Source organism: Heliobacterium mobile (genome assembly GCF_009720735.1).
Lineage (GTDB): Bacteria > Bacillota > Desulfitobacteriia > Heliobacteriales > Heliobacteriaceae > Heliobacterium > Heliobacterium mobile.
On record NZ_WNKU01000016.1, the window covers coordinates 42965 to 66381 of the forward strand.

Genomic DNA, 23417 nt, shown 5'->3' on the forward strand with positions numbered 1-23417 from the left:
TGCATCTCTGCGGTTTGTTCGCAATTCGGCCTGTTGGACACCTGTGCAAATCACAACATGAAAAGGCAGGGAAACATCTATGCAAAGAAAATCTTCTGGCTGGAAGCAAGCGGGTATTCTCAGTTTGACGGCAGTATTGTTACTGGGGCAGTCTGCGGGGCCTCCAATTTCTGGGGTAAGCGGGATCGCGGTGAGTGAAGCCCTGGTCACGGAAGATGATCAGAAGGCAGCACGTGGTAAACAGGCGATGGGCGATAACTTTTTTGCGCAGCAACGTTATACAGAGGCAGAAGCATACTACCGGGCGGCGCTGGCCTTGGACGGGTCCCTCTACGACGCCGAGTTGGGGCTGGCCAAAGTCTATGTGGAGCAGAAGAAATATGATGACGCCGAAGCGCTGCTCAAGCGTATTTATCAGGAGAACCCCCGAAATCTGTCGGCGATAGAAACGTTAGCGGGGTTATATTTGAATTCCGGACGCTTGGATGAAGCCTTGGCCGAATACCGGAAGGGTTTTGCCTGGGGAGGGGGAGCCCGTTTCCAAGCTGGTGCCGCAAAGATTCTCGATTCACAAGGGCGGACTGAGGAGGCAATAGCGGCTCTTCAACAAGGGATTGCTGCTGAGCCGCAAGTCAGTGACAGTTATCAGGTGCTCGGCCAGATCTATTTGCGGCGGGGAGAATATCAACGAGCAGAAAAATTGTATCTTGACGGGATACAGTACCTTAAGAGTGATAGCAGCCTATATAAGGGGTTAAGTCAGGTATATCGTGCACTTAATGATTACGAGAAGGCAACCTTTCAACTGACCGAGTCTCTGTCCCGTCATAATCAGGATTCAGAGGCTTATTTGATGCTCGGCGATTTATACTCGGACCAGGGAAAGGCGGATATGGCGGAAAGCCAATACCGACAGGCTCTGCGTTGGGCTGAAGATCCGGTCGTGACGCTTGGCCAAGATCGGGTGGAGCTGGCTCCGGTGAAACGGGCGGAGTTGATTTTTAAAATCGCCCAAGCTCTATCCGGCCAGAAACAGTGGGAACTGGCGATCGAAGCTGATCAAAAGGCGCTGGAGTTCGATAAGACCCGGAGCGATATCAAAGTACATCTCGGCCAAGCTTATGCGGCTGACGGACAAGGTACGGAGGCGGAGAAGGCTTTTGCAGAAGCCTTGGCGATGGACCCGGGCCAGCCGGATGTATTGCTTGCTGCGGGCCGGTACTATTTGGGCGGGAAACGGTATGAGGCTGCCCGGCCGTTATTAAGCCAGGTAGTGCAGGCTGATGGAAGGAATGTTGAGGCGCTCATTGCGTTGGGGGACACCTATGCGGGCTCGCAGCGTTATTGGCAGGCTGAGGATTTTTACCGGCAAGCGTTAGCCTTGGCGCCAAAAAATATTGTGGCTTTAAATCGCCTCGGGGCTGTTCTTCGGGACAGCGGCCGCTATGAGGAAGGGTTACAAGTCTTTTTCCGGTTGAAGGATTTGGATACGGCTCATGCAGACGCTTATGTAGGTTTAGGCGATTGTTACTATCTGAACGGCCGGCCTGCAGAAGCTCGTTCTTATTATGAGCAAGCGTTCAGTCTCGATCAAAGCGATCCTCGTGTTCATATGGGGCTTGGTTATCTGCTGTTAGGGGAAGGCAATGAGGGGGAAGCGAAACGGAAGTTCGCCTACGCTCAGAGGTTATCGCCGTCGACCGAGTCCTTGTTGACGAAAAATAAAGCACCTCAAGGGAAAATCGAGGTGCGGCCCGATGGCGGCCCTGCGCCGCTGAAGGTTTTGCTAGATGGGGGTGTATCGACCGATCCCGATGGGACGATTGTTCAATATGACTGGTATCTGATACCGGGAGGCGGTCAAGAAATTGCTGCCGATTTTACCGCCCTTGACGGCTCTGCTCGAGCACAGCACCTGGGAACGGGAAAAACCTTGGAGTGGCTATTTCCCAGTCCCGGCCAGTACCGGCTGATCCTGATGGTGACCGATGATCAGGGGGCGCAGACGCGCGTTGTTCATCCGGTAGCGATTACCGGTGGTATCTCCCTTCGCTATAACGGACAGACGGTGACGGTGGATCCTTCTGCCGGCAAGATTCGACTGGAAAGCGGCCGGGTGTTGGTGCCTATGCGTCTAGCTTTTGAGTTGTTTGGCGCGACAGTGGACTATGATCCGGCGACAAAGCTCATCACCGGTCGTTTAGGGACGCGGGAAGTGAAACTGACGGCCGATTCGGCGACAGCTTGGGTAAATGGGCAGGAACAGTTGCTCGATGTGCCGGCCCGGATCGACGAGGCCAGTGGGCGTACGATGATCCCGCTGCGGTTTGTGGCCGAGGCGCTAGGGGCGCAGGTAGTGTATTCGCCGGATACTCAGGTGGTCGATATCAACCGGTAACGTTGCGGAAATAAACATGTTTTGGGCGCATGGACTTTCCCGGGGGCACACAAATTATGAAGGAGCATTGCCCCGAATTTTTTGGCATTTGTACTGGTTTTTTGCTATAATTTATGCGGATTTGTCTAGATTTTTTCTCTCGTAGGCTTAAGGAGGATGTGATGATATGGGCGAATGGCCAAGCGGACCGATGAAGTATGCATCCACATGGGGCATGGTCTTTGTCTTTTTGCTCGGCGGTAGTTTATTGGGAGGATGTAGTAAAGGGTCAGCTCCCCAGCAACAGAATGTGAAGGAAATTGGTTCTGTTGATGTGAAGCCGGCTGAAACGGATAAACTACAGGCACAAGAGGTCTACCAGGTAGGCCCTTTTGAGTTGACGATGGGAAGTTCGGACGTTAAGAATAAGAAGACCATGTTTGAGCTTCGGAATAAAACGGGAGATGCGGTGCCCAACGTGGTCTTGCGAGTGACCAGTCCCGATCAGTCTGCCCTTTTTGGGACGAAGGATCAGACGATCCAGCTTTCCGAGGATAAAAAGGTGGCAAACATCGGTAATGTAGGCCCCAAGAAAGACCGGATTCTAGAAGTCGACAATGTGCCGAAGGATCAGTTTGAGATCTATATGGTCTACGGTAAAGATAAACAACAAGTCCGTCTCTATCCGCAGGAGTCTAACGGGCAAGCAACTGGGAAATAGTTGGAATCGGTATCATGGGATTGGAGGACACGATTTTGAAAGATACATTTGATGAAAACGATGTAACGGTCAATGAAGGGGAAACGGAAAACGCTGAGGTGAACGACAAACAGGAAGGAATTACTCTTGAGGGTTCTTTTATTCTGAACTTTAATACGTCTGTCCGGGTCGCCTTTAATGTGCGCAATGATATGGCTCAGCCAGTGTCTTTCGGAAAGGTGCCCTTGGTGTTGCTGAATGGTCAAGGGAAGTTGTTGGGCCGGCAAATTTTTTCGTTAGACAAGCTCGGTACGCTGATGCCTGGCGAAAGTAAGCCCATGGAAGTGAGCTTCAAACGGCGGAATCTGCGGGTCACGAACATCAAACAGGATGACTGGGTAATTGCGCTGGAGGTACCGTCCGGTTTCGACCAGATTCCGAACTTTATGACCGATGAGACCTATAAACGGCTCCCGGCCGAAGAAAAGACTCGCCTGGTGCACTTGTTGCAGTCGTTGCCTCCCGTCAAGGAGACGAGTGTGAAGTTCTTCCCCTTCCGAGGTTGGGCCGATTATCAGGCTGTGCACAGCATGTTTCTCATTCGCAACGGGTTGAAACAAGATGTGAAAATCGATAAGGCTCGTTTGACCGTCTTGGACGCGAACGATCGGGACTTGGGGAGTGTTCTTTTTGAATTGGATGATTTGCTCATTCAAGCGGGCTCCGGCCGGTTGTGGACGTTCAGCATTCCGAAGTCGCAGTTGAATTTAGAAGGTGCCGATATGACCCGTTGGTCTGTTGTAGTCGGTACGCAGAGCTAGGCCCTTTCCCGGAGGAAGAATTACCCCTGCTGCGAACGTCGCGGCAGGGGGCGTTTTTTTAGTGTCCTACTGTACCTTGTTTTGGCGGCGAATACTCGTTATAATAAAATAGATTATGGCGATGGGGGATTGTCCATGTCCAGGCCTATCCGAGTGTTGCATATTATTGGCGGAGGGGAAATCGGCGGAGCCGAAATCCATATCCTGGACTTGGCGAAACACTTTTTAGCCCAAGAGGTAGATCTTTATCTCTGTTGCCTGTTTGGGGCTCCGCTGCTGCAGCGGGCACAGCAGCAAGGGATAAAAGCGGTAGCTGTCCCCATGAAATCAAAGATCGATTTGGCCAGTTATTGGAAGGTTATCCGGTTGATCCGCCAAATTGCTCCAGATATCGTGCATACTCATGGGGTGCGTGCCAATCTAATCGGACGCATTGCGGCGAAGTTGGCCGGTGTCAATTGTGTCGTAACGACGGTCCATAGTGTCTTGGAAAACGACTACCCGAATCCGCTTTCCCGTTGGTTTAATTTTTGGTCGGAAAAACTGACGGCTAGTTTAACGGAAAAGTATATTCTGGTGGCGGAATTCTTAAAGAAGAAGCTGATGGCTCAAGGGATTCCAGCTTCCAAGCTGGCTGTTATCCATAACGGTGTCGATGATAAGAAATTTTATCGTTTATGCCAAAACAGTGCGGCTGGTACAGGGCTGCGTCAGGAATTGGAAATCGCCGATGAAGTGACGTTGGTGGGAATGGTCGGCCGCTTTCATCCGGTGAAAGGCCATAAGTATCTGATCGAGGCGGCTCGAGACATCATTAAGATTCATCAAAATGTTCGGTTTTTGTTCGTTGGGGACGGTTTTTATCGGGATGTGATCGAAGAGTCTATCCGTGAGGAAGGGTTAGATAGCTTTTTTATTTTCGCCGGTTTTCGAGAGGATATTGCCAATGTCTATTCGGCGTTAGATATTTTAGCCCTACCCTCTTTGTCGGAAGGCTTAAGCTTAACCTTAATGGAAAGTATGCTCTGCGGGTGCCCTCCTGTGGTGACCGCAGTGGGCGGGAATCCGGAGATTATTTGTAACGGAAAAAACGGGCTGGTGGTTCCTCCTGGTGATTCCCTCGCTCTGGCGGCGGCATTGGTTCGTTTAATGGATAACCCGACTGAAGCCAAAAAGATGGGTGAAGCGGCACGCCGGACTGTTGAGGAACGGTTTACGGCTCAACGAATGGCGGAGCGGACGTTGGTGCTGTATCGACAACTTTTAGGCCGTTAAAAAGGTAAAGTGAGAGAGACATATATGCAAGAGAATCGCATCGCCCGGGCTGCGGCACTGATTATGGTAGTGACCTTGGCCGGGCGTTTTTTCGGTTTTATTCGGGAGATGTTGACGGCTCGAAACTTCCCTGTTGACCAGGTGGATTCCTATGTGGTCGCCTATACACTGCCGAATATTTTTGGCGTTGCGATGACGGGTGCTTTTTTAGCCGCTTTCATTCCGATTTTTACGCAACTATTGGTCGATGGGGAAAAGGAACGGGCTTGGCGTCTCGGCTCGACTGTATTAAATGCTGTTTTCTTGGCCTTTTTTGTGCTTGTCGCTATTGGAATGATCTTCGCCCCGGCTGTGGTCCAACTGATCGCCCCGGGATTCGCAAGTGATCGGATGGAACTAACGGTGGAACTGATGCGGATCATGTTCCCCACCCTGATCTTTGCCTCGGTTGGTGGAATTACTGCAGGGATTTTGAACTCTTTTAATCATTTTATGCTGCCATCGATCGGCCCAACACTCGCTTCTATCACGGCTGTTGGTTTTATTTATTTCCTTGCACCGTCGATGGGAGTGTATAGCCTGGCTTTTGGTGTGCTGGTCGGCTTGTTCTTTCAACTGGCTGTACAGATTCCTGCCATGCCCCGGAACGGTTTTCGGTATCAGCTGTTGATGGATTTAAAAGAACCGCTGGTGCGAGAGATTGGGCTTTTGATTGTACCGGTCCTTATCGGTGTCGGAATCGGACAGGTGAACATTTTGATCGACCGGATGTTAGCTTCCGGGCTCCCGGCAGGCAGTATTTCCGCTTTAAACTTTGCCAACCAGATCATGCAGCTTCCCATGGGGATTTTTGTTCAGGCGATCTCTGTGCCTGTGTTTCCTGCTCTTTCGGCCTTGGCCGCCAACGGAGATATGGCGGGCTTGCGGCGGACAATGGGGAAGGGGACGAATTATTATACCTTGGTTCTTGTACCGATGACGGTCGGTTTAATGGTCTTATCGATTCCGACGGTGCGGATCATTTTTGAACGGGGCGAGTTTACGGCTGAGAATACATTGGCTACGGCCAGTGCCCTTTTCTGGTATTCCCTTGGAATTCTGCCTTACGCCATGCGGGATTTATATACACGTCTTTTTTATGCCTTGCAGGATACAAGGACGCCCGTTCAGGTCGGCGCCTTTTGTGTGGCGATTCATATTCTCTTGAATCTCATCTTAATCCGGTTTATGGCTCACGGAGGGTTAGCCCTAGCTACGTCGATTGCGACAGCGCTGAATATGATCATTCTTGGCTGGATTTTGTGGAAACGTATCGGAGGCTGGCAGGTTAGGCAGGAACTGGCCGTTTTGAAAAAAGCGGCTGTTGCCTCCCTGATCATGGGTTTGATCGTCTTTGAATTGAACGGGTACTTATCTCAACATTTATCCCAAATTCCTCATTGGGGTGAACTGTTACAACTGTTCGTCTCCGTGTCGGCCGGTGCGGCTGTGTATGCGGTCCTTATCTGGTTACTTCGGGTCGAGGAAGTACGCTTCGTAACGGCATACATTTGGGAAAAGTTTCTCACTTTACGAAGAACCTTAGGTTTTGATTCCAATAGGTCCTGAACATAACGAAAGCAAAAAGGCTGTGAAGGAAAAATCCTTCCAGCCTTTTTGCTTTCATGCTGTAGCAGCGATCGAACTAGTTTTTTTCAACGGTTGGGGCAGACGAACAGTATACCCAGACCAAGGCCGCACAGAGCCAGAAGGAGGCTACCATCAGCGGGACTTCAAAGACGTTTTCGACGGCGTTATGGAGGACGACTCCGAAAAGGCCGCAGGCGATGCCGACGGCGATGGGGCGGTAGCGAGGCGGGCCATGGACAGCTGAACCGACGGCGGTGCGTACGGCGGCGACCATCAACAGAATGAAGGAGATCAATCCGACGAGGCCTGTTTCGGCGCCGGTTTTCATGTAGTAATTGTCCGTATAAAGCGTTCGGTGAGGGAGTTCTGCTCTATGGCGCTCGGCAGCTGCCCCGCCGAAGCGCCCAAAGCCGGCCCCGGTGATGGGATGGGCTTGAAGTTGCTCAAGCGCTAAGCTCCAGCGTTCCAGCCGTCCGTCTGTCGAAGACTTTTTGAAGTACTCCGGGCTGAGCAAATAGCCGATTCGGTCGGAGACGGAGGGCGATAGGACGGGAAGCAGGATGGCGCCGATGAGCATCAGCGCGATGAGGCGCCGGTCTTGGAGGAGGCTAAAGAGGATAACGGCTAGCGCCAATCCGAGCCAAGCGCCGCGGGAAAAGCTGAAGAGCAATCCCAAGGCCATGACGGCGGTAATCCCGAGGTAGAACAGTCGCTGCCAAGGCCTTCCTTGATAGGCGAGGCCTAAGGCGATGGGGGTCGTCAAGACAAGCAGGCTGCCGAGGATGTTGGGGCTGCCGACGATGGAATAGGCCCGGGTCCGCAGGTCTTCGGCCTGGTCCACCCATCCCGACGGCATCGGTGCGCCGGTCACATACTGATAGACGCCATAAGCGGCGATGCCGGCCCCGACAAAGGTAAAGACAATGATTAGGAGGCTGGCTTGCCCCGGTGAACGGACCAGTTGAACGACCAGGTAGAACCAGAGCATGTGTTGGATGACGACACGGAGCCCGTCGATGGGAATGGCAAGACTCGGATAGGTGTGGTCGATCAGAAAGAGAAAGAGCATGACCGAGATAAAGGCGGTGAGGGGGGCTGCGGTAGGATGGGACCGCCAGCGAAAATTCGGCGTTGTGATCCAGTGGACGAAAAGTGACCCTACGATGAGCACCATGAGCAGTTCGTCCCACCAGTTCGCGAGGGATGCCGTTTTGAGGCGGAGTAGCCAGTCAATGAAGGGATAGGCGGCCACTCCCCAAAGCCCGATGACTGGGTGTACGACGATCACCTGAATGATGATCAGGATGAGGGGCAACGCCAAGACAAGGGGGTTGCTGGTTTTTATCCAAAAGTAGGCCAGCAGTGCGCCGAGAGCGAATAAGAGGAAGTACATCAACGAGGCTGACGCACCGGTGAGTGGCGGGGCGACAGTGAGCTTCTCCCGGTTCTGTGGATACAGTTCCGAAGGTAATAGGGAGTAGAAAGCTTTCCCTACGGAGGAATCGAGCCAAATCTCGGCCACGGTGGCTAAAGAGTGCCGCCAAAGTGCAAGGAGCACGAAAGCGACGGTGAGAGCCAGGCCGATTTTTACGGTGATACTATGGGTGTAGAGCAAGCTTAAGGCTAGGCCGAAGAGAAAGGCCAGGCCGGCTTTGGCTAATCCGCCCAGCTGCCAGCCTTCAGGCTGGGCGAGGTGGGATAAGATGGTACCGAATAGGCTTGCTTTGGAAAGCGTGAGCAGTTTCTCTATGAAGAGAATCCGTATACGGCCGAAGGGAGCCGCCATTGATTTGCCCAGACGGATCAGAAGAGACGATTCGGCTTGTTTTTCGAACCGTACTTTCGGATCATTGGTGAAAAACTGGCCGATAAGGCCCAGCCGGGCATGGCGAATGCTTCGTTCCAAGAGGCGACAAAACCGGCTGTTTAGCCAAAGCGATTCCAAAAAAACCAGGATTTTATAGAGAAAAAGAATGAATCGAACGACCAAACTGTTGACAATTATTCGTTCAAAGGTTTGAATGGTATTCAGGAGATTCACCTCCGGACTGTCCGTGTCTTAGATGTATGGTTAATCGAGGTCATAATCGCAGATAAAGGAATGACTTGTTTTGGACATTGTTTGTATCGGCGCTGCCGAGTGGTATGGAATCTGGGCACGGGCACAGCAGTTGATGGTGCGCCTGGCTCGACGGGGGCACCGAATCGTCTATGTGGAACCGCCGATTACGTACTTAGCGCCGTTGAAGAACCGGGAATTATGGAAAAGCCGGTGGCCTTCTGCCGGCCGCCTCGAGGAGGTTGAGCCGGGGAGGATCTGGCGGCTTGAGCCGCCGGTCTTCTTGCCGTTCCATGGTATGCGCCGGGGGTTCAACCGGATCAACCAGCGCTGGTTGGAAGGGTCGCTCCGGAAGGCCCTTTCCTCTCTAGGAATGGAAAAACCAGTTCTCTGGACTTATCTGCCGGGTTCTTGTGATCTGCTCACCGGCGGGATCCAATGGCACTACCGGGTGTATGACTGTGTCGATGATCATGCGGCTTTCTCCGGCCTGATCGATCCGGAAGTGATGGAAACGATGGAAGCGGAGTTGGCCTGCCAAGCCGACGCAGTCTTTGCTTCGGCTCGTGCACTCCGCGACAAAGTGGCCAAGGTTCGTTCCGACGTGACGCTGGTGCCCAATGCGGCGGATGTGGAACATTTTCGCCAAGCCTATCAGGGGGGGCGGGAGGACAATCGCCGCGATGGTAACGATGCGTCGCCTCAGCATGTACTGCCCATGCCTGCCGATTTTCCCCGTCAATTCCGTCATGTGATCGGTTTCGTCGGTGGAATCGGCGATTGGATCGATATTGAGTTGCTGACGAGCCTGGCCCGATCACAGGAGGACTGGGCCTTGGTGCTGATTGGGCCTGTGGAGACAGACGTTAGGATTTTACAGGAATTATCAAATGTATTTTTTCTGGGCCGAAAGCCGTACGCGGCGTTACCTGCTTATATCCAAGGGTTTGATGTTTGCTTGTCCCCTTTTCGCATCAACACATTGACGTTGAGTGTGAACCCGGTGAAGGTTTATGAGTACTTAGCCGCTGGAAAGCCCGTTGTTTCTACGGCTCTTCCAGAGGTACTGTCCTTTGCTCCGGTCGTCGAGATAGGGACCGACGAGTCGTCATTTCTCCGGGCGGTTGAACAGTCGATCCTTACGGACTCTCCGGAGAAACAAGCGGAGCGATTGGCCCTTGCTGAACGGCATTCCTGGGATGCCCGCTTGACAGACATGTTACAGAAAATGGGCCAGTGATCATTGTTGGGGTTTGATGACGGTTACGGTTCCAACTGTGCCTAATAATTGTACCCGTTGGGTCTTGTAATAGTATTCTTTTCCGGCTTTGACTTCTTGGCTAGCCACTTTCAAATCTTCTGTGGAGGAGCGGGAGATTCCGCGGACGGTCACGTAGATATCTTTTAAATTGGGATCGTCTGTAGATATCAACTGGCCTTGCGCGTTCGGTTGGGCTGTACGGTTCGGAACGATGCGTATCGATTCGACATGGGCTTCTTTCGAATCGACGAGGGTGCCGGCTGCCAATAAGGGCTCCGACGGGTTGAGCGTGGCCGCAACTTCCGGTGCGACTCTTCGAAATACCGCCTCAAATTGGACTTCTGTTTCGGCTGTTTTCACGATGTTTTTGGTTTTTGTCGCTAATCCGGCTACCAGTAGTACAACAGTGAGCAAGATAATTAAGTCGAGCGGGTTAATGATACCGAACAAACGCCCTTTGTCATTGATGAATTTCACAGGTTGATATGCCTCCTCAGTTATCGCTTGTGAACTTATTGCCCATAACTCTTATCGTTTCGACATTCGGGGCAAGGTTCCTTTTTTATAAATGAAGGAACATTAGAAGAAAGAAAAAAATAGTGATTCTCTATTGATGAAAGGAAGATTTGTGCCAATGAGGGAAAATGTGAATTTATCAGCTCAAGACATTCAGGGGATTCTACCTCACAGACCCCCTTTTTTACTGATTGACAAGGTGATCGAATTGGAAGTGGGAAAATCGGCCGTTGCGCTGAAAAATGTTACTATCAACGAACCATTTTTCCAAGGCCATTTTCCCGGCCATCCGGTGATGCCTGGTGTGCTGATTCTCGAAGCTATGGCTCAGACCGGAGCTGTCGCTCTATTAAAAATGCCTGAATATGAGGGGCGGATTGCATTGTTCGCCGGTGTAGACGGGGTGCGTTTCCGCCGACAGGTGATGCCTGGTGATACGTTACGGCTTGAGGTGGAGTTGACGGCTCTTCGAAAGAGCATCGGTAAAGGGGTCGGCAAAGCATATGTGGAGGATCAATTGGCATGTGAAGCTGAGTTGACCTTTGCGATTGCCAAGTAAATATTTATCATACATTTGTTAACATTTGCTGCGGCAATAAAGGTCCCCGTTGTATTCACCGGGCGGGTGGAGTAAAATAACAGTTGGAAATGTCGATTTAGTTTGATTTAGTTTGAAGGAGGCGACCTGGGTGTCGATGGCCCTGGCAGCCTGCGCTGCGTTTCTATTCGCCCTCGTACTAACCCCTTTGGTGCGCCGACTGGCCTTACGCCTCGGTATTGTCGATATGCCCTCCGGACGCAAGGTTCACCGGGAGCCCATGCCCTATCTGGGCGGAGTGGCGATCTATGGCGGTTTTGCTGCTGCTATTGCCGTGATGGGTTTTGAGAATTCCGATTTTTTGCGTTCGGAGATCGTCGGGTTGTTGATCGGCGGATTCATCATCACTCTCGTTGGGGTGATTGATGATGCACGAGATTTGTCGCCAAAATGGAAGCTGGTGGGGCAAATCGTGGCGGCAAGCGTGGTCATACCTTTTGGATTGTCTGTCGATTTTGTAACGAACCCCTTTTTTGGCCCCTTATTTGGCCCTGACGTGGTTGACTTGGGCTGGCTAAAGGCACCGATTACTGTCATTTGGATTATTGGCGTCACGAACGCGGTGAATCTGATTGACGGCCTGGATGGCCTGGCTGCGGGGATCGCCTCGATTGCCTCGGTGACGCTGGCTGTGGTAGCTTGGACACAGGGACAAATTTTGGTCGCCTACTTAGCCTTGATTCTTGCTGCTTCTTCCGTCGGATTTCTGAAATATAATTTTCATCCAGCCCGCATATTTATGGGTGATGCAGGGGCTATGTTTTTAGGTTTTGCGTTGGCCTGCCTCTCCATTCTCGGCTTGGCGAAAGTGGCTACAGTCATTTCGGTCTTTATCCCGATTTTGATTGTCGGCATTCCGATTCTCGATACCGGGTTTGCCATATTTCGCCGCTATCAGAAGGGACAACCTATTTTTCAGGCGGACAAGGATCATCTGCATCACCGGTTATTAGCGTTGGGCTTCTCTCATCCTCAGACAGTGATGATTATTTATGGTATCAATACGGTCTTAGGGGTTACTGCTGTCGTGCTGACAAGCCTTTCTACCGCTCAGAGTGTCTTTATTCTTATATTGATATCGAGCTTGATTATCGTCACTGCCGATCGGTTGGGTATATTGGGACGTTCTGCGAGCACGTCGGAAGTGGCCGCTAGCCGGGTCAGCCTAGAGACAGACGACGAGTCGTAGTAAGGGCGATTAGGTCAGGCGACATAGGCCATTGGTATAAACACCAGTGGCTTTTCCTGTTTCAGAAATACATATCCTGGGGGGAGTTCCAGTGGAGCATAAGGAATTGTTGGCTGCAGATGAGTCCCTTACAGAAACGAAGGATGAAATTGGTCTAGAATCGACCTTTAATTGTGCTGCCCGATCAGACAACTTGTCCGTGATAGAATCGGTACCGGAGACGATGGGTCTTACGGTAGAGGAGCGGGACGTACTGCTCGGTGCTTCGGAAGAGCCTACCGGTAGAATCCGGCAGGGCAGAGGCTTCATTCGTCTTTTCTCTGGTGGTATGGCATTGATTGTTGCAGGTTTTATTATGGGGCAAGTGGTTCTCGCTGTGGCAGACCCGGGTAGTCCCGACGATCCATTGATTACGAAAAGTTTTTTTGAAAAGATTTTAGGTGATAACTCAGTTCAGGTACACAATCAAATTGTTGCCTTAAACCAGCGGATTGAAACGCTTCAAAAGGCACTAGAGAAGTCCGGTACATCTGTACAACTCCCGCCCATGCCTGCAAACTATCAAAATACGCCATGGACAGTCGCGCCAAGCATCGCCGGAGCCACGGTGTCGCCTGTGCTGATTAACGGGCCTGTTGACGGTTCTGTGGCAAATACCAACGCCTCTTCCACCGCCGTGATCGGTTCTGTCAGCGGCGGCGTGACAGGGACAGGGGCCTCAACGGCCGTCTCCAACGGTAAACCACAGGGAATGGTCAATTCATCGACTGGTGCGAATGTTCGTTACGGCCCAGGTATGGATTACACGGTTGTTTGCGTTGCAGATCATGGGACTCTGTTAACGATTTTGGAAACCAAGGCCGGATCGGACGGTTCGAAGTGGTACCGAGTCACGCTGCCTGATGGACGTGAAGGATTTATTCGCCAGGATTTGGTGACTCTCAAAAATTAGGTTTGAACTGCAGGATAGTAGATACGGATAGAAATTCTTTCGGTTGGAAAGGCAGTGTGCTTCTTTGAAAGTGCTGGTTACCGGAGGAGCCGGTTTTATTGGCTCCCACTTGGTCGACTTGTTGATCGGCCGGGGCGACGATGTAATCATCGTGGATAATTTGTCTACCGGAAAAGAGGAAAATATTCATCCGCAGGCCCGATTTTTCCTGATGGATGTGACCCAACCGGAGATTCGTGAGGTGGTTCGCCGAGAACGTCCTGACGGAATCGTTCATCTGGCGGCGCAAGTGGACATCCAGGTGTCGCTCCGTGACCCCTTGTGCGATGCCCAGGTGAATATTCTGGGGACCTTGAACGTTTTGGAAGCTTGCCGGGAGAGTGCGGTCAACCGGGTGATCGTCGCTTCGTCGGCAGCGGTCTATGGCGATCCTCTGCGGCTGCCCATTGATGAAGATCATCCCCTCGATCCGGCCAATTGTTACGGTGTCAGCAAGCATACGCCCGAGCATTATTTACAGGTCTACCGCCGCCTTTTTGGAATTACTGGCGTGGCGCTGCGCTTTGCCAATGTCTATGGCCCGCGGCAAGACGCGAACGGCGAGGGCGGAGTCGTGGCCATTTTTTGCGACCGCCTCGGTAGAGGGGAAGCGCCTTCGATCTTTGGTGACGGCGAGCAGACCCGGGATTTTGTCTATGTAGGCGATGTGGCCGAGGCGATCGTCGCGGTGCTTGAGGCGGACACCGAGCGGATTTCAGAAAGCGTCTACAACGTAGGCACCAGTCATCCGCTGACGGTGAACGAGCTCTTTCGAACCCTTTGTGAGGCCACTGGGGCTCAGTTGAATCCTCGGTATCTGCCGCCGCGTCCCGGCGATATTCTACACAGCTATTTGGATAACCGCCGGCTGTATGAGGCCCTCGGTTGGGTACCTAGAACTGCGCTGAGAGCGGGCTTGGAACAGACCATGGCTTTCTGGAGAAAGGACAAGTAGTTGAACAGAAGCAATGGGACGTAACGCACCTTGGCGGTTCTTATCAAGCATAACTTTTTTGACGTAGCCGCTGCGAAGCGGCTTTTTCTGTCTGCTTTAGGCTGTTATAGAAGGCTTGATGAAAAAACTAGGGCGGGTGATAATGGAAAAGACTTTTTCCGGAGACACTTTGAGGGAGTGATAGGCTTGCTACGGAACCGGATAACCGGATAACGGGATAACTTGTCCGGACGGTTGTCCTTCGTCTAAGCAGGAGAAACGACATGGCTTCTGGAAATAACATTTAGGGACCGCTATATAATGACAGTGTTGAAGACCGACGGAGAATGGGTTTTGGTGGTAAATTCCGGCGGCCAGTTGGCAGTGTTGCGACTGTTCGCCGGGAGATAGGACTTTCCTCGACAGAATGAGACAAAACAGGAGAGGGAATGGCACGACTCTTCGACGCTTTTCTGAGGACAACCCGATGAAGGGCATGCTATGCTAACACTCGCCAGGAGGCAGGGCGCCGGTTCGGTGACGTTCGTTCATAGGTACTACACTGATGCAGAGATGCTGATACGGAGACACTGACGCGGAGATTCGCATTAGTTTCTGAGTCGAGTCTCTGATGCAGAATACGTCACCAGGATCGCCGCCGCCGCTGAGTAATTTGACAACGATTGCGGAGGGACGCAGGCATGCAGTTGACTTACCTGTCCAAACAAGGAGAGCTGTCGATTCCCCAAGGTTTATGGGAAGCCTTTCCCCAAGGTGGCCTAGTCCGTTTTAACATAGATGCGGAAGGCCGGTTGGTCATCCGGCCTATCCCCCATTTGCAATGCGTTTCTTCAAATGAAAGGATGTCGATGAATGGCGATTAAGTTCGGTACCGATGGCTGGCGTGCCATCATGGCCGATGAGTTTACTTTTGGAAATGTGGAGATCGTGGCGCAGGCGATCGCTGATTTTGCCCGGGGAGCAGGAATTGCCGACCGTGGCGTTGTCATTGGCTACGATATGCGGTTTTTATCAGATAAGTTCGCTTTCCGAGCGGCTGAAGTTTTGACAGGCAACGGGATTCCTGTGCTCATTCCGCCGGCGGCGCTGCCCACGCCGGTGACAGCTTTTGCGATTACCCACCACCAGGCTGCCGGGGCGATCATGTTGACGGCGAGCCACAATCCGCCGGAATACAACGGGATTAAGTTTATTCCCGAATACGCCGGGCCGGCCCTGCCGGAGATCACTGATCGCATCGAATCGAGGGTAAAGGAGCTGGTAGCGTCTGCGCAGGGCCCCGAGGGTAATGATGGCCAGGAACGATTCGATGTAGCCCCTGTGGTGAAAAAGCTGCGACTGACCGAAGCCCGGAAACAAGGGTTGGTCCGGGATATCGATCCCATGGGCGCCTATATGGCGCAACTGGCATCGGTCGTGGATATGAAAACGGTAGCTGCTTCGGGGTTGAAAATCGTAGTCGACCCCATGTGGGGAGCCGGAATCGGCTACCTGGAGAAAGTGCTGGACCAGTGTGGCCTTGACTATCAGGTGATTCACAACTATCGCGATGTTCTCTTTGGCGGCAGTTTGCCGGAACCTTCCGATGCCGTTCTCAAAGAGCTAAAGGCGAAAGTGGTCGAATCGGGCGCTCATCTGGGGCTCGCCTTAGACGGGGATGCCGACCGCTTTGGCGTCATCGATGCTGACGGCACCTTTATCAATGCCAACCAGGTATTGACGCTGCTCTATCATCACTTACTGACCCGGCGAGGTTTGACGGGTCCCGTAGCCCGCACCGTGGCCACGACCCATATGCTCGACCGCATCGCCGCCAAACAGGGCACCACTGTGGAAGAGACACCCGTCGGGTTTAAATACATCGGCCTTTCCTTGCGGGACCATGGAACACTGCTCGGCGGGGAAGAGTCTGGCGGCCTATCCGTTCGCGGCCATATGCCGGAAAAAGACGGCGTCTTAGCTTGCATCCTGATGGCGGAAGTCCGGGCAGCCGCTGGGAAGCCTTTGACGGAAGTGCTCAATGACATTAGCCGGGAATATGGCCAACTGGTTTCGCAACGGCTGGATCTGCATACGGCGCCGGAAGAGAAAGGGGCTATTATGGTTGCACTGCAAGCCTATTCACCGTCGAAGATCGCCGGGGTGGACGTAGTCAAACGGCTGACCATCGACGGAGTGAAGCTGCAGTTGGCCGATGGCGCCTACGCCCTGGTCCGGGCATCCGGTACGGAACCGCTCTTCCGCCTCTATGTGGAAGCCAACAGCCAGGAGCAGTTGAAGGCGATTCAGAGCGAGGTTAAGGAAGCCTTGAAGCTGTAGTAGATAACCGAATCGAGCAAATGTAGAAATTAATAACTGGTGAAAAAGGAGTGTTGAACATTACTGTTCGCACTCCATTTTTTGTGAAAAACCGACTTGTCATAACGTGTGAGCCAACGGGTCATGAACGTTTTATATTTCGGCACAATTTTATTTTCGGAGTAATTTTGTTTTTCGGCACTATTTTGCGCAAAGTATGATTAAGTTCTTTTAGAGTAAGTAAAAATTTACCATTTTGTTTAGGGTTTCGCTTGATTGTACGTCAAATAAAGAGTACAATAGGACCAGAACAAACGTTTGGTCATACCATAAGAACGGAGGGGACATTGGTGAGCGAGCAAATGCTCCAAAAGATCTTGAACGAAATCATGCTGGTAAAGACAGACATGCGGGAAGTTAAAATAAGGCTCACTAGCATTGAGCAGCGAGTGACGGAAATTGAACAGCGAGTTACTGGTATTGAACAGCGGGTAAATGGTATTGAAGAACGGGTATCCGGAATCGAACAGCGAGTAACCGGTCTTGAACAACAGGTAGCTAATATTGATATGAGGGTTACCGGCCTTGAACAACGACAGGATGAAATCTACCATATCGTTAGAGCCATTGAAGGCAATCTCCAAGAATCCAGGGCCGAAGGAAAATCATCTATAGAGCGCGTGGACAAACTCGAGGGGGATGTAGCCCGTACAGTCCAATCGGTCAGCCGTCTCGCCGATATGCATTGTGAGGCTTTGGAAATTAACAAGGGATTATCTCTAATCACGATCCGCCATGAAGCGCAGATACAGGACTTTCGTCGAGCGAGCATCGCGAACCAGGCAGTATAAACGAGGATTTAACGGGAAAATGATCTGGGTAAAAAACAAAAAAACCCGGCTCAATGTCAAATGGGTATATTTGGCGTGTATTATAAGAGTATCGACGATTTACGTCGGTACTTTTTTATGTACAGGATTTATCCTAATGTTTATCTGATACGCTGTAAGTTAAGTAGTAAAAGGTATTTTCAAAATTTATATAAAATAATGATAAAACAGAGAAATGTAGTGTGAACGATAGAACATAGGTAAAAGGACAGCGAAAAAATCAGCAGGAGAAAATACAGAAACTGTCGAAGAGATAAAGTTGAGTCTTACAAATCCCATCCGGTGACACAAAATGAACGAAATAACTTATGACTGGATTGGACAGGTTTGTTAAAAGTAAAAAGGCGGGTCCAATTCGATGAAAGGCTGTACACATACGCAATATGCAATGTACATGCACTGAGATAGAGAGAAAACCAGGTGGATGGATGGGGAGTGAAAGGTGTGCTCGAAGCCGGGGCGTTAGATAAAGTTGTACGACAAACTATCGATGCGATCGAGAATGCTAAGGAGCAAATTTTTACTATTGCCGAAGACGCCCGGACAGAATGTGCTCGGGTACAGAAAGATCTTCAAGAGATTCGGGAATCAACCCAAAAGATTATCGATAAAGTAGATGCGTTGACACTCAAGGAGCGGCAGGCCCGTATCCGGTTAATGGAAGTGAGCCGAGGGCTGGAACGCTTTTCGGAAGAAGATATCCGCACAGCCTACGAACAGGCTCGAGATATTCAGGTGAATCTGGCTGTCTTGCGAGAGCGGGAAAACCAACTACGCTTGAAACGGGATGAGTTGGAGCGCCGCTTGCGCCATCTGCAGGGGATGGTGGAACGAGCAGAACAACTTATGAACCAAGTGGGTGTCGTTTTGGATTTTATCGGCGGGAACTTAAAAGACCTATCGATGAAAATGGAAGAGGCCCAGCTTCGCCAGCAGGCAGCTTTGCGCATCATTTTGGCCCAGGATCAGGAACGGCTGCGCGTAGCCCGGGAAATCCATGATGGCCCAGCTCAGATGATGAGCAGCCTCGTTCACCAGGCTGAGCTTTGTGAGCGGCTTCTCGATGTCGATTCTGAGGCGGTGCGCCGGGAATTGCGAGAACTGAAAGAGGCAGTTCGAGACACGTTGAAAGATGTGCGTAAGATTATTTATGATCTGCGCCCCATCGCCCTCGATGCTCAGGGGTTAGAACCTGCCTTCAAGCGCTATGTGAGCGACTTCGCTGAGCGAACAGGATTGCAGTTGGAATGCCGTTTTCTGGGTAAGGATCGCCGGCTCGATCGGCCTTATGAGGTGGCCATTTTTCGCATGGTCCAGGAAGTGCTGAGTAACGTCCGTAAGCACGCCCAGGCCAAAAAGCTCCAGTTTTACTTCGAAATGGCGCCGGAAACGGTTACGGTGATTGTCAGGGACGACGGAATTGGTTTTGATCCCGAGGCGATGATAGCTTACTCGGGTGAGCACTTTGGCCTGGTCGGGATGAAGGAGCGGGGAGAACTGCTAGAGGGCGTCGTCGAGATTCGCAGTCAAAAGGGCCGGGGAACCCAGGTATTGATCCGCATTCCGATTCAAGGTGGAAACGACAGGGAGTGACCATCATGGAACCCATCCGAATTCTGCTTGCCGATGATCATACGTTGCTCCGTCGAGGGCTGCGTAAAATATTGGAGTTGGATCCGCAGTTTCATGTTCTTGACGAGGCTGGCGACGGGCAGGGTGCTATCAATTTGGCTCGGAAGATAAAACCGGACGTCATCCTGATGGATATTCACATGCCTGGTGTAAATGGTGTGGAAGCGACTCGCGTGTTGAAGCGGGAGATGCCCGAAACGGGGATCATCATTTTGACGGCTCATGAGGAAGAAGAACATACTCTCGAACTGATCGAGGCGGGTGTCGACGGCTATTTGCTGAAGGACGTAAGCCCCGATGCACTTTACAGTGCCATCCTGTGTGTCGCCCGAGGCGAGTCGGTGCTGAACTCCTCTGTGGTGAGCAAGGCGATTCACCGTGCCCGTGGTCAAAAAGTCAATGAAGGTGATACGGCTTTTCATCCTGCCGATGAACTGACGGAACGGGAACTGGACGTGCTCAAACTGATTGCTCAAGGCTCGACGAATGCTCTGATCGCCAAGAGCCTCTTTATCAGTGAAAAAACGGTGAAAAACCATATTACCAATATATTTCGGAAATTGCAGGTCAAAGACCGGACGCAGGCGGCTTTATATGCGATTAAGCATCGGCTTGTAAGAATATGAGGATGTACTAGCCGGGGCTAGTACATGTAACAAAGAATATGGAAAAGATCCTTTTGATGCGCAGAAAAGCGAAAAAACCTGGGGTAGAATTCTATAGTGATGTGGCAAAGTGTTGCGGAAACCGGTTATTTTCAATGGAGATTCGATTGAAAATAACCGGTTTTTCTTTCCAAGAATATTTGTTTTCAAAATTGAAACTTAGGGTTTTAAAGAACAGGGGGTATTGTACTTGTGAGGAAAAATCATGGGTGTAATGACGGAGTGGGCAAAAAGTGGATTGATCCAAAATCGTGCAGAACGAGGCAGGAAAAGGTCGGTCAAGGGAGAATGAATTATAGGAAGAATATGTAAATAAAGGGTGATGCTCGGTGGTTTGCCTCAAGGGATCTGTCTATTTAGCCCGGGGAAAGGGTAGGTCCTGGTTCGGGTTTACCCATGATCCGGCTCTCGACTTGACGGTGCTCCATCCTGAAGGAGTAGACAGCCTTGTGTCTTTAACGCCGAACTTGCCCATAGGCATCGCCTTATACATTTTGCAGCGGCTTCGCGCTGAAGCGGAGAAAAAGAATCCTGCTGATTTTCAACCCCGGCCGTCTCAGACTGGACGATTCTGGCGCAAACTGGCCCGTACCCTCGGTTGGGGATTGTTGGAGCCGGCCGAGCCTACCGTCGCAGAAACGGGTGGCCAGGAGTACGCCTACGGCCGCCCGGTGACCGAGAAAAATGATCCTGAGTTGAGCTTATGGTCCCGCCGAACGATCACATTGCTTCGAGATCTGCATGAACTGCCGGAGACGACGACCGGTTTTCCCCTCCACGTCTACCGGCCCTCCGGGGGAGAGGAGACTCTTTGCTGGTTGGCTGATTTGAAACGAGTGGCGGAAGTGCTCGAAGGCCGGCTTTTGTTTACATCGGAACTGGAAATGGCTTTAGTTGAAAAGAGCCAGTTGGACGGTATCCCGTTCCCAGTCGGCCAATTGGAGGACATCTTGCAAGTTCTGGCTTTGGCGGGAATCGTCGAGATTTACCCTTCTGTCATGATGACTGGCCCGGAACAGGTTCGCTGTGTCCGCTGCGGACAGGACAGCCGGATTGCTGCCAGTCCCTGTGTTCGCTGCGGCAGGGAGAAGTGTTACTACTGTGAAGAATGCCTGACTATGGGGGAAGCACGCCTTTGCCGGCCTCTCTATGGTTTGGCTGGCGATGAAAACTGGGTCGCCCGATGGAGCCAGAATGTCCTGCCCTGGCTCATGGAACGGATCCCCGACTCTGGTTCGGAGCCATGGGAATCGGAGCCACGGGAAATAGAAGAGTGCAACTCACCCATGCAGTCAGTCCATGACGCAGCCATGGCTCCCGCACCCAAGGAAGGATACAGCCCATTCTGGCCCGTGTTGACCTTTCCCCTGACACCGGCTCAGGAGGCAGCCAGCGAGCAACTGTTGCATTGGCTGGATGGCAATTTTCCGGAACGTCGAGAGGCCCTCGTATGGGCTGCCTGCGGTGCCGGTAAGACGGAAGTCGCCTTTGCCGCTATCGCGCAGGTTTTGCGCCGGGGCGGGCGGGTCCTTTTTGCCGTTCCCCGGCGGGATGTGGTGCTGGAACTGGCCCCCCGTCTGCAATGTGCCTTTCCGGGGATTCCTGTGACGACCCTTTACGGAGGGAGCCGGGAGCGTTTCGGCACCAGTCCATTGGTCGCTGCGACGACACATCAAGCGATCCGCTTTTACCGGGCTTTCGACCTCGTCGTCCTCGACGAAGTCGATGCCTTTCCCTATCAGGGCAGTGCCATGCTCTATCATGCGGTTGCCCGATCCCGCAAACGGGCAGGTCCCGTGATTCTCATGACGGCCACGCCGGATGCTCAGATGAAGTGCGAAGTCCGGTCGAAACGGATGCAGCTGGTGAGCATCCCGGCTCGTCATCACGGTCAACCGCTACCGGTTCCGCAAATCCTTTTGGAAAAGGAGTGGCGCTGGGACCGGGAACAATTGATCTTTCCCGAAAAACTGCTCACCTTCTTGCACCGCAGCGTGGAAGGGGACTTGTCCCAGGTCTTTCTTTTTGTTCCCTCGGTTTTTTTAGCTCACCGTGTCGGTGAATCCCTCAAAGCAGCTACCCGTCTCCCGCCTTTTAACGATTTTAAAGGCACCTGGGTCGAGTACAGCCATTCTCGTGACCCCGATCGGGAAGCGAAGCGACAGCGCTTCAGCCGGCAACTTTTCCCCATTTTTGTGACGACCTCCATCATGGAGCGAGGCATCACGGTACCCCGGGCGAACGTGGTCGTCCTGTTTGCTGAAAATGAGCGGATCTACGATGAGCGTACCTTGATCCAAATGGCCGGACGGGCCGGCCGTTCCACGGAACGCCCCTACGGAGACGTATGGTTTGTAGCGACGAAAATAACGGCAGCCATGCAGGAGGCTGTCGATACGATTCATTGGCTCAATGGGCAGGCGCAGAAGCAAGGCTTTTTACTTTCGGAAGAGAAAGCGGCTCAGTGAGAGTGGGGAATGGGGATTAATAAAGTTGAACGGGATTATGGAACGTTAGAGCAGAGGGTTTATGGAGCTTATGCAGTTATGAGAGGTAGGAGGAGATGAGGGAGATGAGGGAGATGAGCAATGCAGGAAAGGAGCAATGAAGGGGCTGGGTTTCGACTGAGTTGGACGATAGAAGAGACTGCTGAACGAAATGACGGACGTGGAAACCAAGTTAAACCAAAAGGACTGAATAGAAGCTTAGATTGGTTAAAAGCGATCAATGAGACGCTATTCCCGCCTCTTCCGGATTGTCCTCTTTGTCGACAGTCCCTGTCTATCTACGGGAAAGCCCAGGGAAGGACTGGGATCTGCCGACGTTGTGACGAGGAATTATCTCAGTCCCGCAATGACTATCTGCAGTGTCCCCGATGCGGTAAGTACAAAGAATATAAGGGTAAACCACATACGTGTTCAGTTCCATCGGGAACCCTCTGCAGCAACTGTACCGAACAAGAACCCCGATTCATTCGTGCCTGGAATATAGGGCCCTATCAAGGAATCCTCCGGCAGAGCGTTCATGATTTGAAATACCGAGGGTACCGGCAGATCGCGGAGGTATTTGGTATCATGATGGCTGATCGCCTTTGGTCCGCTGTCCCTGGAAGCACTTGGCTAAACCCTTGGGGCCACTTGCGTAATGCCGTACTTGTGCCCATCCCCCTGCATCCCGAAAAATTATATCGGCGTAATTTTAACCAGGCGCTGCGATTGGCAGAAGTGATCGGTAGGGAAACGGGCCTGCCTGTTGTCGATATCCTTGCCCGGCGGGATGATCGAACCGCTCAAGCGCATCTCAATCGGCAGGAACGGATGCATAACCTCAAAGGGCAGTTTTACCTTATCGATTCCGTGGAGGATTTAGGGAAAAAATCATTCGCCCGTACCGCTGCCATCATTGTAGACGACGTCTACACCACAGGCGCTACGGTGGCCGAAGCGGCGATAACACTCAGCGGAGCAGGAATTAAGGAGACCTATGTCTTGACTGTCGCAGCCGGGGTAGGAAACTGATCGTGGGTAAATGTGCAAACTCGTAAAGGATAAAATCTATTGT

The 23417-nt window shown here is 51.9% G+C and carries 19 protein-coding genes; 17 read left to right on the plus strand and 2 right to left on the minus strand.

The genetic code is table 11. The features are described from left to right. The first annotated feature begins 79 nt into the window (after window positions 1-79). From GJ688_RS13055 to murJ, 5 genes are all read left to right on the plus strand, one after another. Window positions 80-2398: a tetratricopeptide repeat protein gene (locus GJ688_RS13055; protein WP_155477001.1), complete on the plus strand. Its 2319-nt coding sequence runs from the start codon at window positions 80-82 to the stop codon at window positions 2396-2398. 166 nt (window positions 2399-2564) lie between these two features. Next, on the plus strand, window positions 2565-3098 hold the full coding sequence (locus GJ688_RS13060) for a hypothetical protein (protein ID WP_155477002.1): 534 nt from the start codon (window positions 2565-2567) through the stop codon (window positions 3096-3098). A gap of 35 nt (window positions 3099-3133) precedes the next feature. Further along, on the plus strand, window positions 3134-3898 hold the full coding sequence (locus tag GJ688_RS13065) for an SLAP domain-containing protein (RefSeq protein WP_170291964.1): 765 nt from the start codon (window positions 3134-3136) through the stop codon (window positions 3896-3898). Between the two features lie 135 nt (window positions 3899-4033). Next, window positions 4034-5173: a glycosyltransferase family 4 protein gene (locus GJ688_RS13070; protein WP_155477004.1), complete on the plus strand. Its 1140-nt coding sequence runs from the start codon at window positions 4034-4036 to the stop codon at window positions 5171-5173. A 24-nt stretch (window positions 5174-5197) separates the two neighbouring features. Further along, a complete protein-coding gene (murJ, locus tag GJ688_RS13075; protein ID WP_155477005.1) occupies window positions 5198-6781 on the plus strand; it encodes a murein biosynthesis integral membrane protein MurJ in 1584 nt (527 codons plus the stop codon). A gap of 76 nt (window positions 6782-6857) precedes the next feature. On the opposite strand, the gene GJ688_RS13080 is transcribed toward murJ, so the two are convergent. Continuing rightward, entirely contained in the window at window positions 6858-8843 is a 1986-nt protein-coding gene (locus GJ688_RS13080) for an O-antigen ligase family protein (RefSeq protein WP_155477006.1), read from the minus strand. Between the two features lie 70 nt (window positions 8844-8913). Between GJ688_RS13080 and GJ688_RS13085 the strand changes: the two genes are divergently transcribed. Beyond that, window positions 8914-10101, plus strand: coding sequence for a glycosyltransferase (locus tag GJ688_RS13085; protein ID WP_155477007.1), 1188 nt, complete (start codon window positions 8914-8916; stop codon window positions 10099-10101). Here GJ688_RS13085 and GJ688_RS13090 read toward each other — a convergent pair whose 3' ends face one another. Continuing rightward, window positions 10102-10599, minus strand: a complete 498-nt coding sequence (locus GJ688_RS13090) for a DUF4330 domain-containing protein (RefSeq protein ID WP_155477008.1) — start codon at window positions 10597-10599, stop codon at window positions 10102-10104. It lies immediately after the preceding gene. Window positions 10600-10768: 169 nt separating this feature from the next. Here GJ688_RS13090 and fabZ point away from each other — a divergent pair, with 169 nt between their 5' ends. From fabZ to GJ688_RS13145, 11 genes are all read left to right on the plus strand, one after another. After that, entirely contained in the window at window positions 10769-11197 is a 429-nt protein-coding gene (fabZ, locus tag GJ688_RS13095; protein ID WP_407928956.1) for a 3-hydroxyacyl-ACP dehydratase FabZ, read from the plus strand. Between the two features lie 136 nt (window positions 11198-11333). After that, on the plus strand, window positions 11334-12425 hold the full coding sequence (locus GJ688_RS13100) for an MraY family glycosyltransferase (RefSeq protein ID WP_155477034.1): 1092 nt from the start codon (window positions 11334-11336) through the stop codon (window positions 12423-12425). 91 nt (window positions 12426-12516) lie between these two features. Further along, window positions 12517-13377, plus strand: a complete 861-nt coding sequence (locus GJ688_RS21365; protein ID WP_155477010.1) for an SH3 domain-containing protein — start codon at window positions 12517-12519, stop codon at window positions 13375-13377. A 70-nt stretch (window positions 13378-13447) separates the two neighbouring features. Then, window positions 13448-14371: an SDR family oxidoreductase gene (locus tag GJ688_RS13110; RefSeq protein ID WP_328597370.1), complete on the plus strand. Its 924-nt coding sequence runs from the start codon at window positions 13448-13450 to the stop codon at window positions 14369-14371. 680 nt (window positions 14372-15051) lie between these two features. After that, window positions 15052-15234: a hypothetical protein gene (locus tag GJ688_RS13115; RefSeq protein ID WP_155477012.1), complete on the plus strand. Its 183-nt coding sequence runs from the start codon at window positions 15052-15054 to the stop codon at window positions 15232-15234. Next, window positions 15224-16690 carry a phosphoglucomutase/phosphomannomutase family protein gene (locus GJ688_RS13120; RefSeq protein ID WP_155477013.1) on the plus strand — a complete coding sequence of 489 codons (1467 nt, stop codon included), beginning with the start codon at window positions 15224-15226 and terminating at the stop codon, window positions 16688-16690. Before GJ688_RS13115 ends, GJ688_RS13120 begins: the two co-directional genes overlap by 11 nt. A 329-nt stretch (window positions 16691-17019) precedes the next feature. Continuing rightward, entirely contained in the window at window positions 17020-17520 is a 501-nt protein-coding gene (locus tag GJ688_RS13125) for a hypothetical protein (RefSeq protein WP_155477014.1), read from the plus strand. A gap of 483 nt (window positions 17521-18003) precedes the next feature. After that, the gene (locus tag GJ688_RS21370; RefSeq protein ID WP_170291965.1) at window positions 18004-19152 is read left to right on the plus strand and encodes a sensor histidine kinase; all 1149 of its coding nucleotides are present in this window, start codon (window positions 18004-18006) and stop codon (window positions 19150-19152) included. 5 nt (window positions 19153-19157) lie between these two features. After that, the gene (locus GJ688_RS13135) at window positions 19158-19817 is read left to right on the plus strand and encodes a response regulator transcription factor (protein WP_155477016.1); all 660 of its coding nucleotides are present in this window, start codon (window positions 19158-19160) and stop codon (window positions 19815-19817) included. A 368-nt stretch (window positions 19818-20185) separates the two neighbouring features. Continuing rightward, entirely contained in the window at window positions 20186-22324 is a 2139-nt protein-coding gene (locus GJ688_RS21375) for a DEAD/DEAH box helicase (protein WP_155477017.1), read from the plus strand. 120 nt (window positions 22325-22444) lie between these two features. After that, the gene (locus GJ688_RS13145; protein WP_155477018.1) at window positions 22445-23374 is read left to right on the plus strand and encodes a ComF family protein; all 930 of its coding nucleotides are present in this window, start codon (window positions 22445-22447) and stop codon (window positions 23372-23374) included. Window positions 23375-23417: the final 43 nt, after the last annotated feature.

What these genes read in the sequence shown, in the direction of transcription:
- GJ688_RS13060 (WP_155477002.1), top strand. Translation starts at nt 2,565, where the DNA reads ATGGGCGAATGGCCAAGCGGACCGATGAAGTATGCATCCACATGGGGC.
- murJ (WP_155477005.1), top strand. Translation starts at nt 5,198, where the DNA reads ATGCAAGAGAATCGCATCGCCCGGGCTGCGGCACTGATTATGGTAGTG.
- GJ688_RS13100 (WP_155477034.1), top strand. Translation starts at nt 11,334, where the DNA reads ATGGCCCTGGCAGCCTGCGCTGCGTTTCTATTCGCCCTCGTACTAACC.
- GJ688_RS13120 (WP_155477013.1), top strand. Translation starts at nt 15,224, where the DNA reads ATGGCGATTAAGTTCGGTACCGATGGCTGGCGTGCCATCATGGCCGAT.
- GJ688_RS13115 (WP_155477012.1), top strand. Translation starts at nt 15,052, where the DNA reads ATGCAGTTGACTTACCTGTCCAAACAAGGAGAGCTGTCGATTCCCCAA.
- GJ688_RS13145 (WP_155477018.1), top strand. Translation starts at nt 22,445, where the DNA reads ATGCAGGAAAGGAGCAATGAAGGGGCTGGGTTTCGACTGAGTTGGACG.
- GJ688_RS13070 (WP_155477004.1), top strand. Translation starts at nt 4,034, where the DNA reads ATGTCCAGGCCTATCCGAGTGTTGCATATTATTGGCGGAGGGGAAATC.
- GJ688_RS13135 (WP_155477016.1), top strand. Translation starts at nt 19,158, where the DNA reads ATGGAACCCATCCGAATTCTGCTTGCCGATGATCATACGTTGCTCCGT.
- GJ688_RS13055 (WP_155477001.1), top strand. Translation starts at nt 80, where the DNA reads ATGCAAAGAAAATCTTCTGGCTGGAAGCAAGCGGGTATTCTCAGTTTG.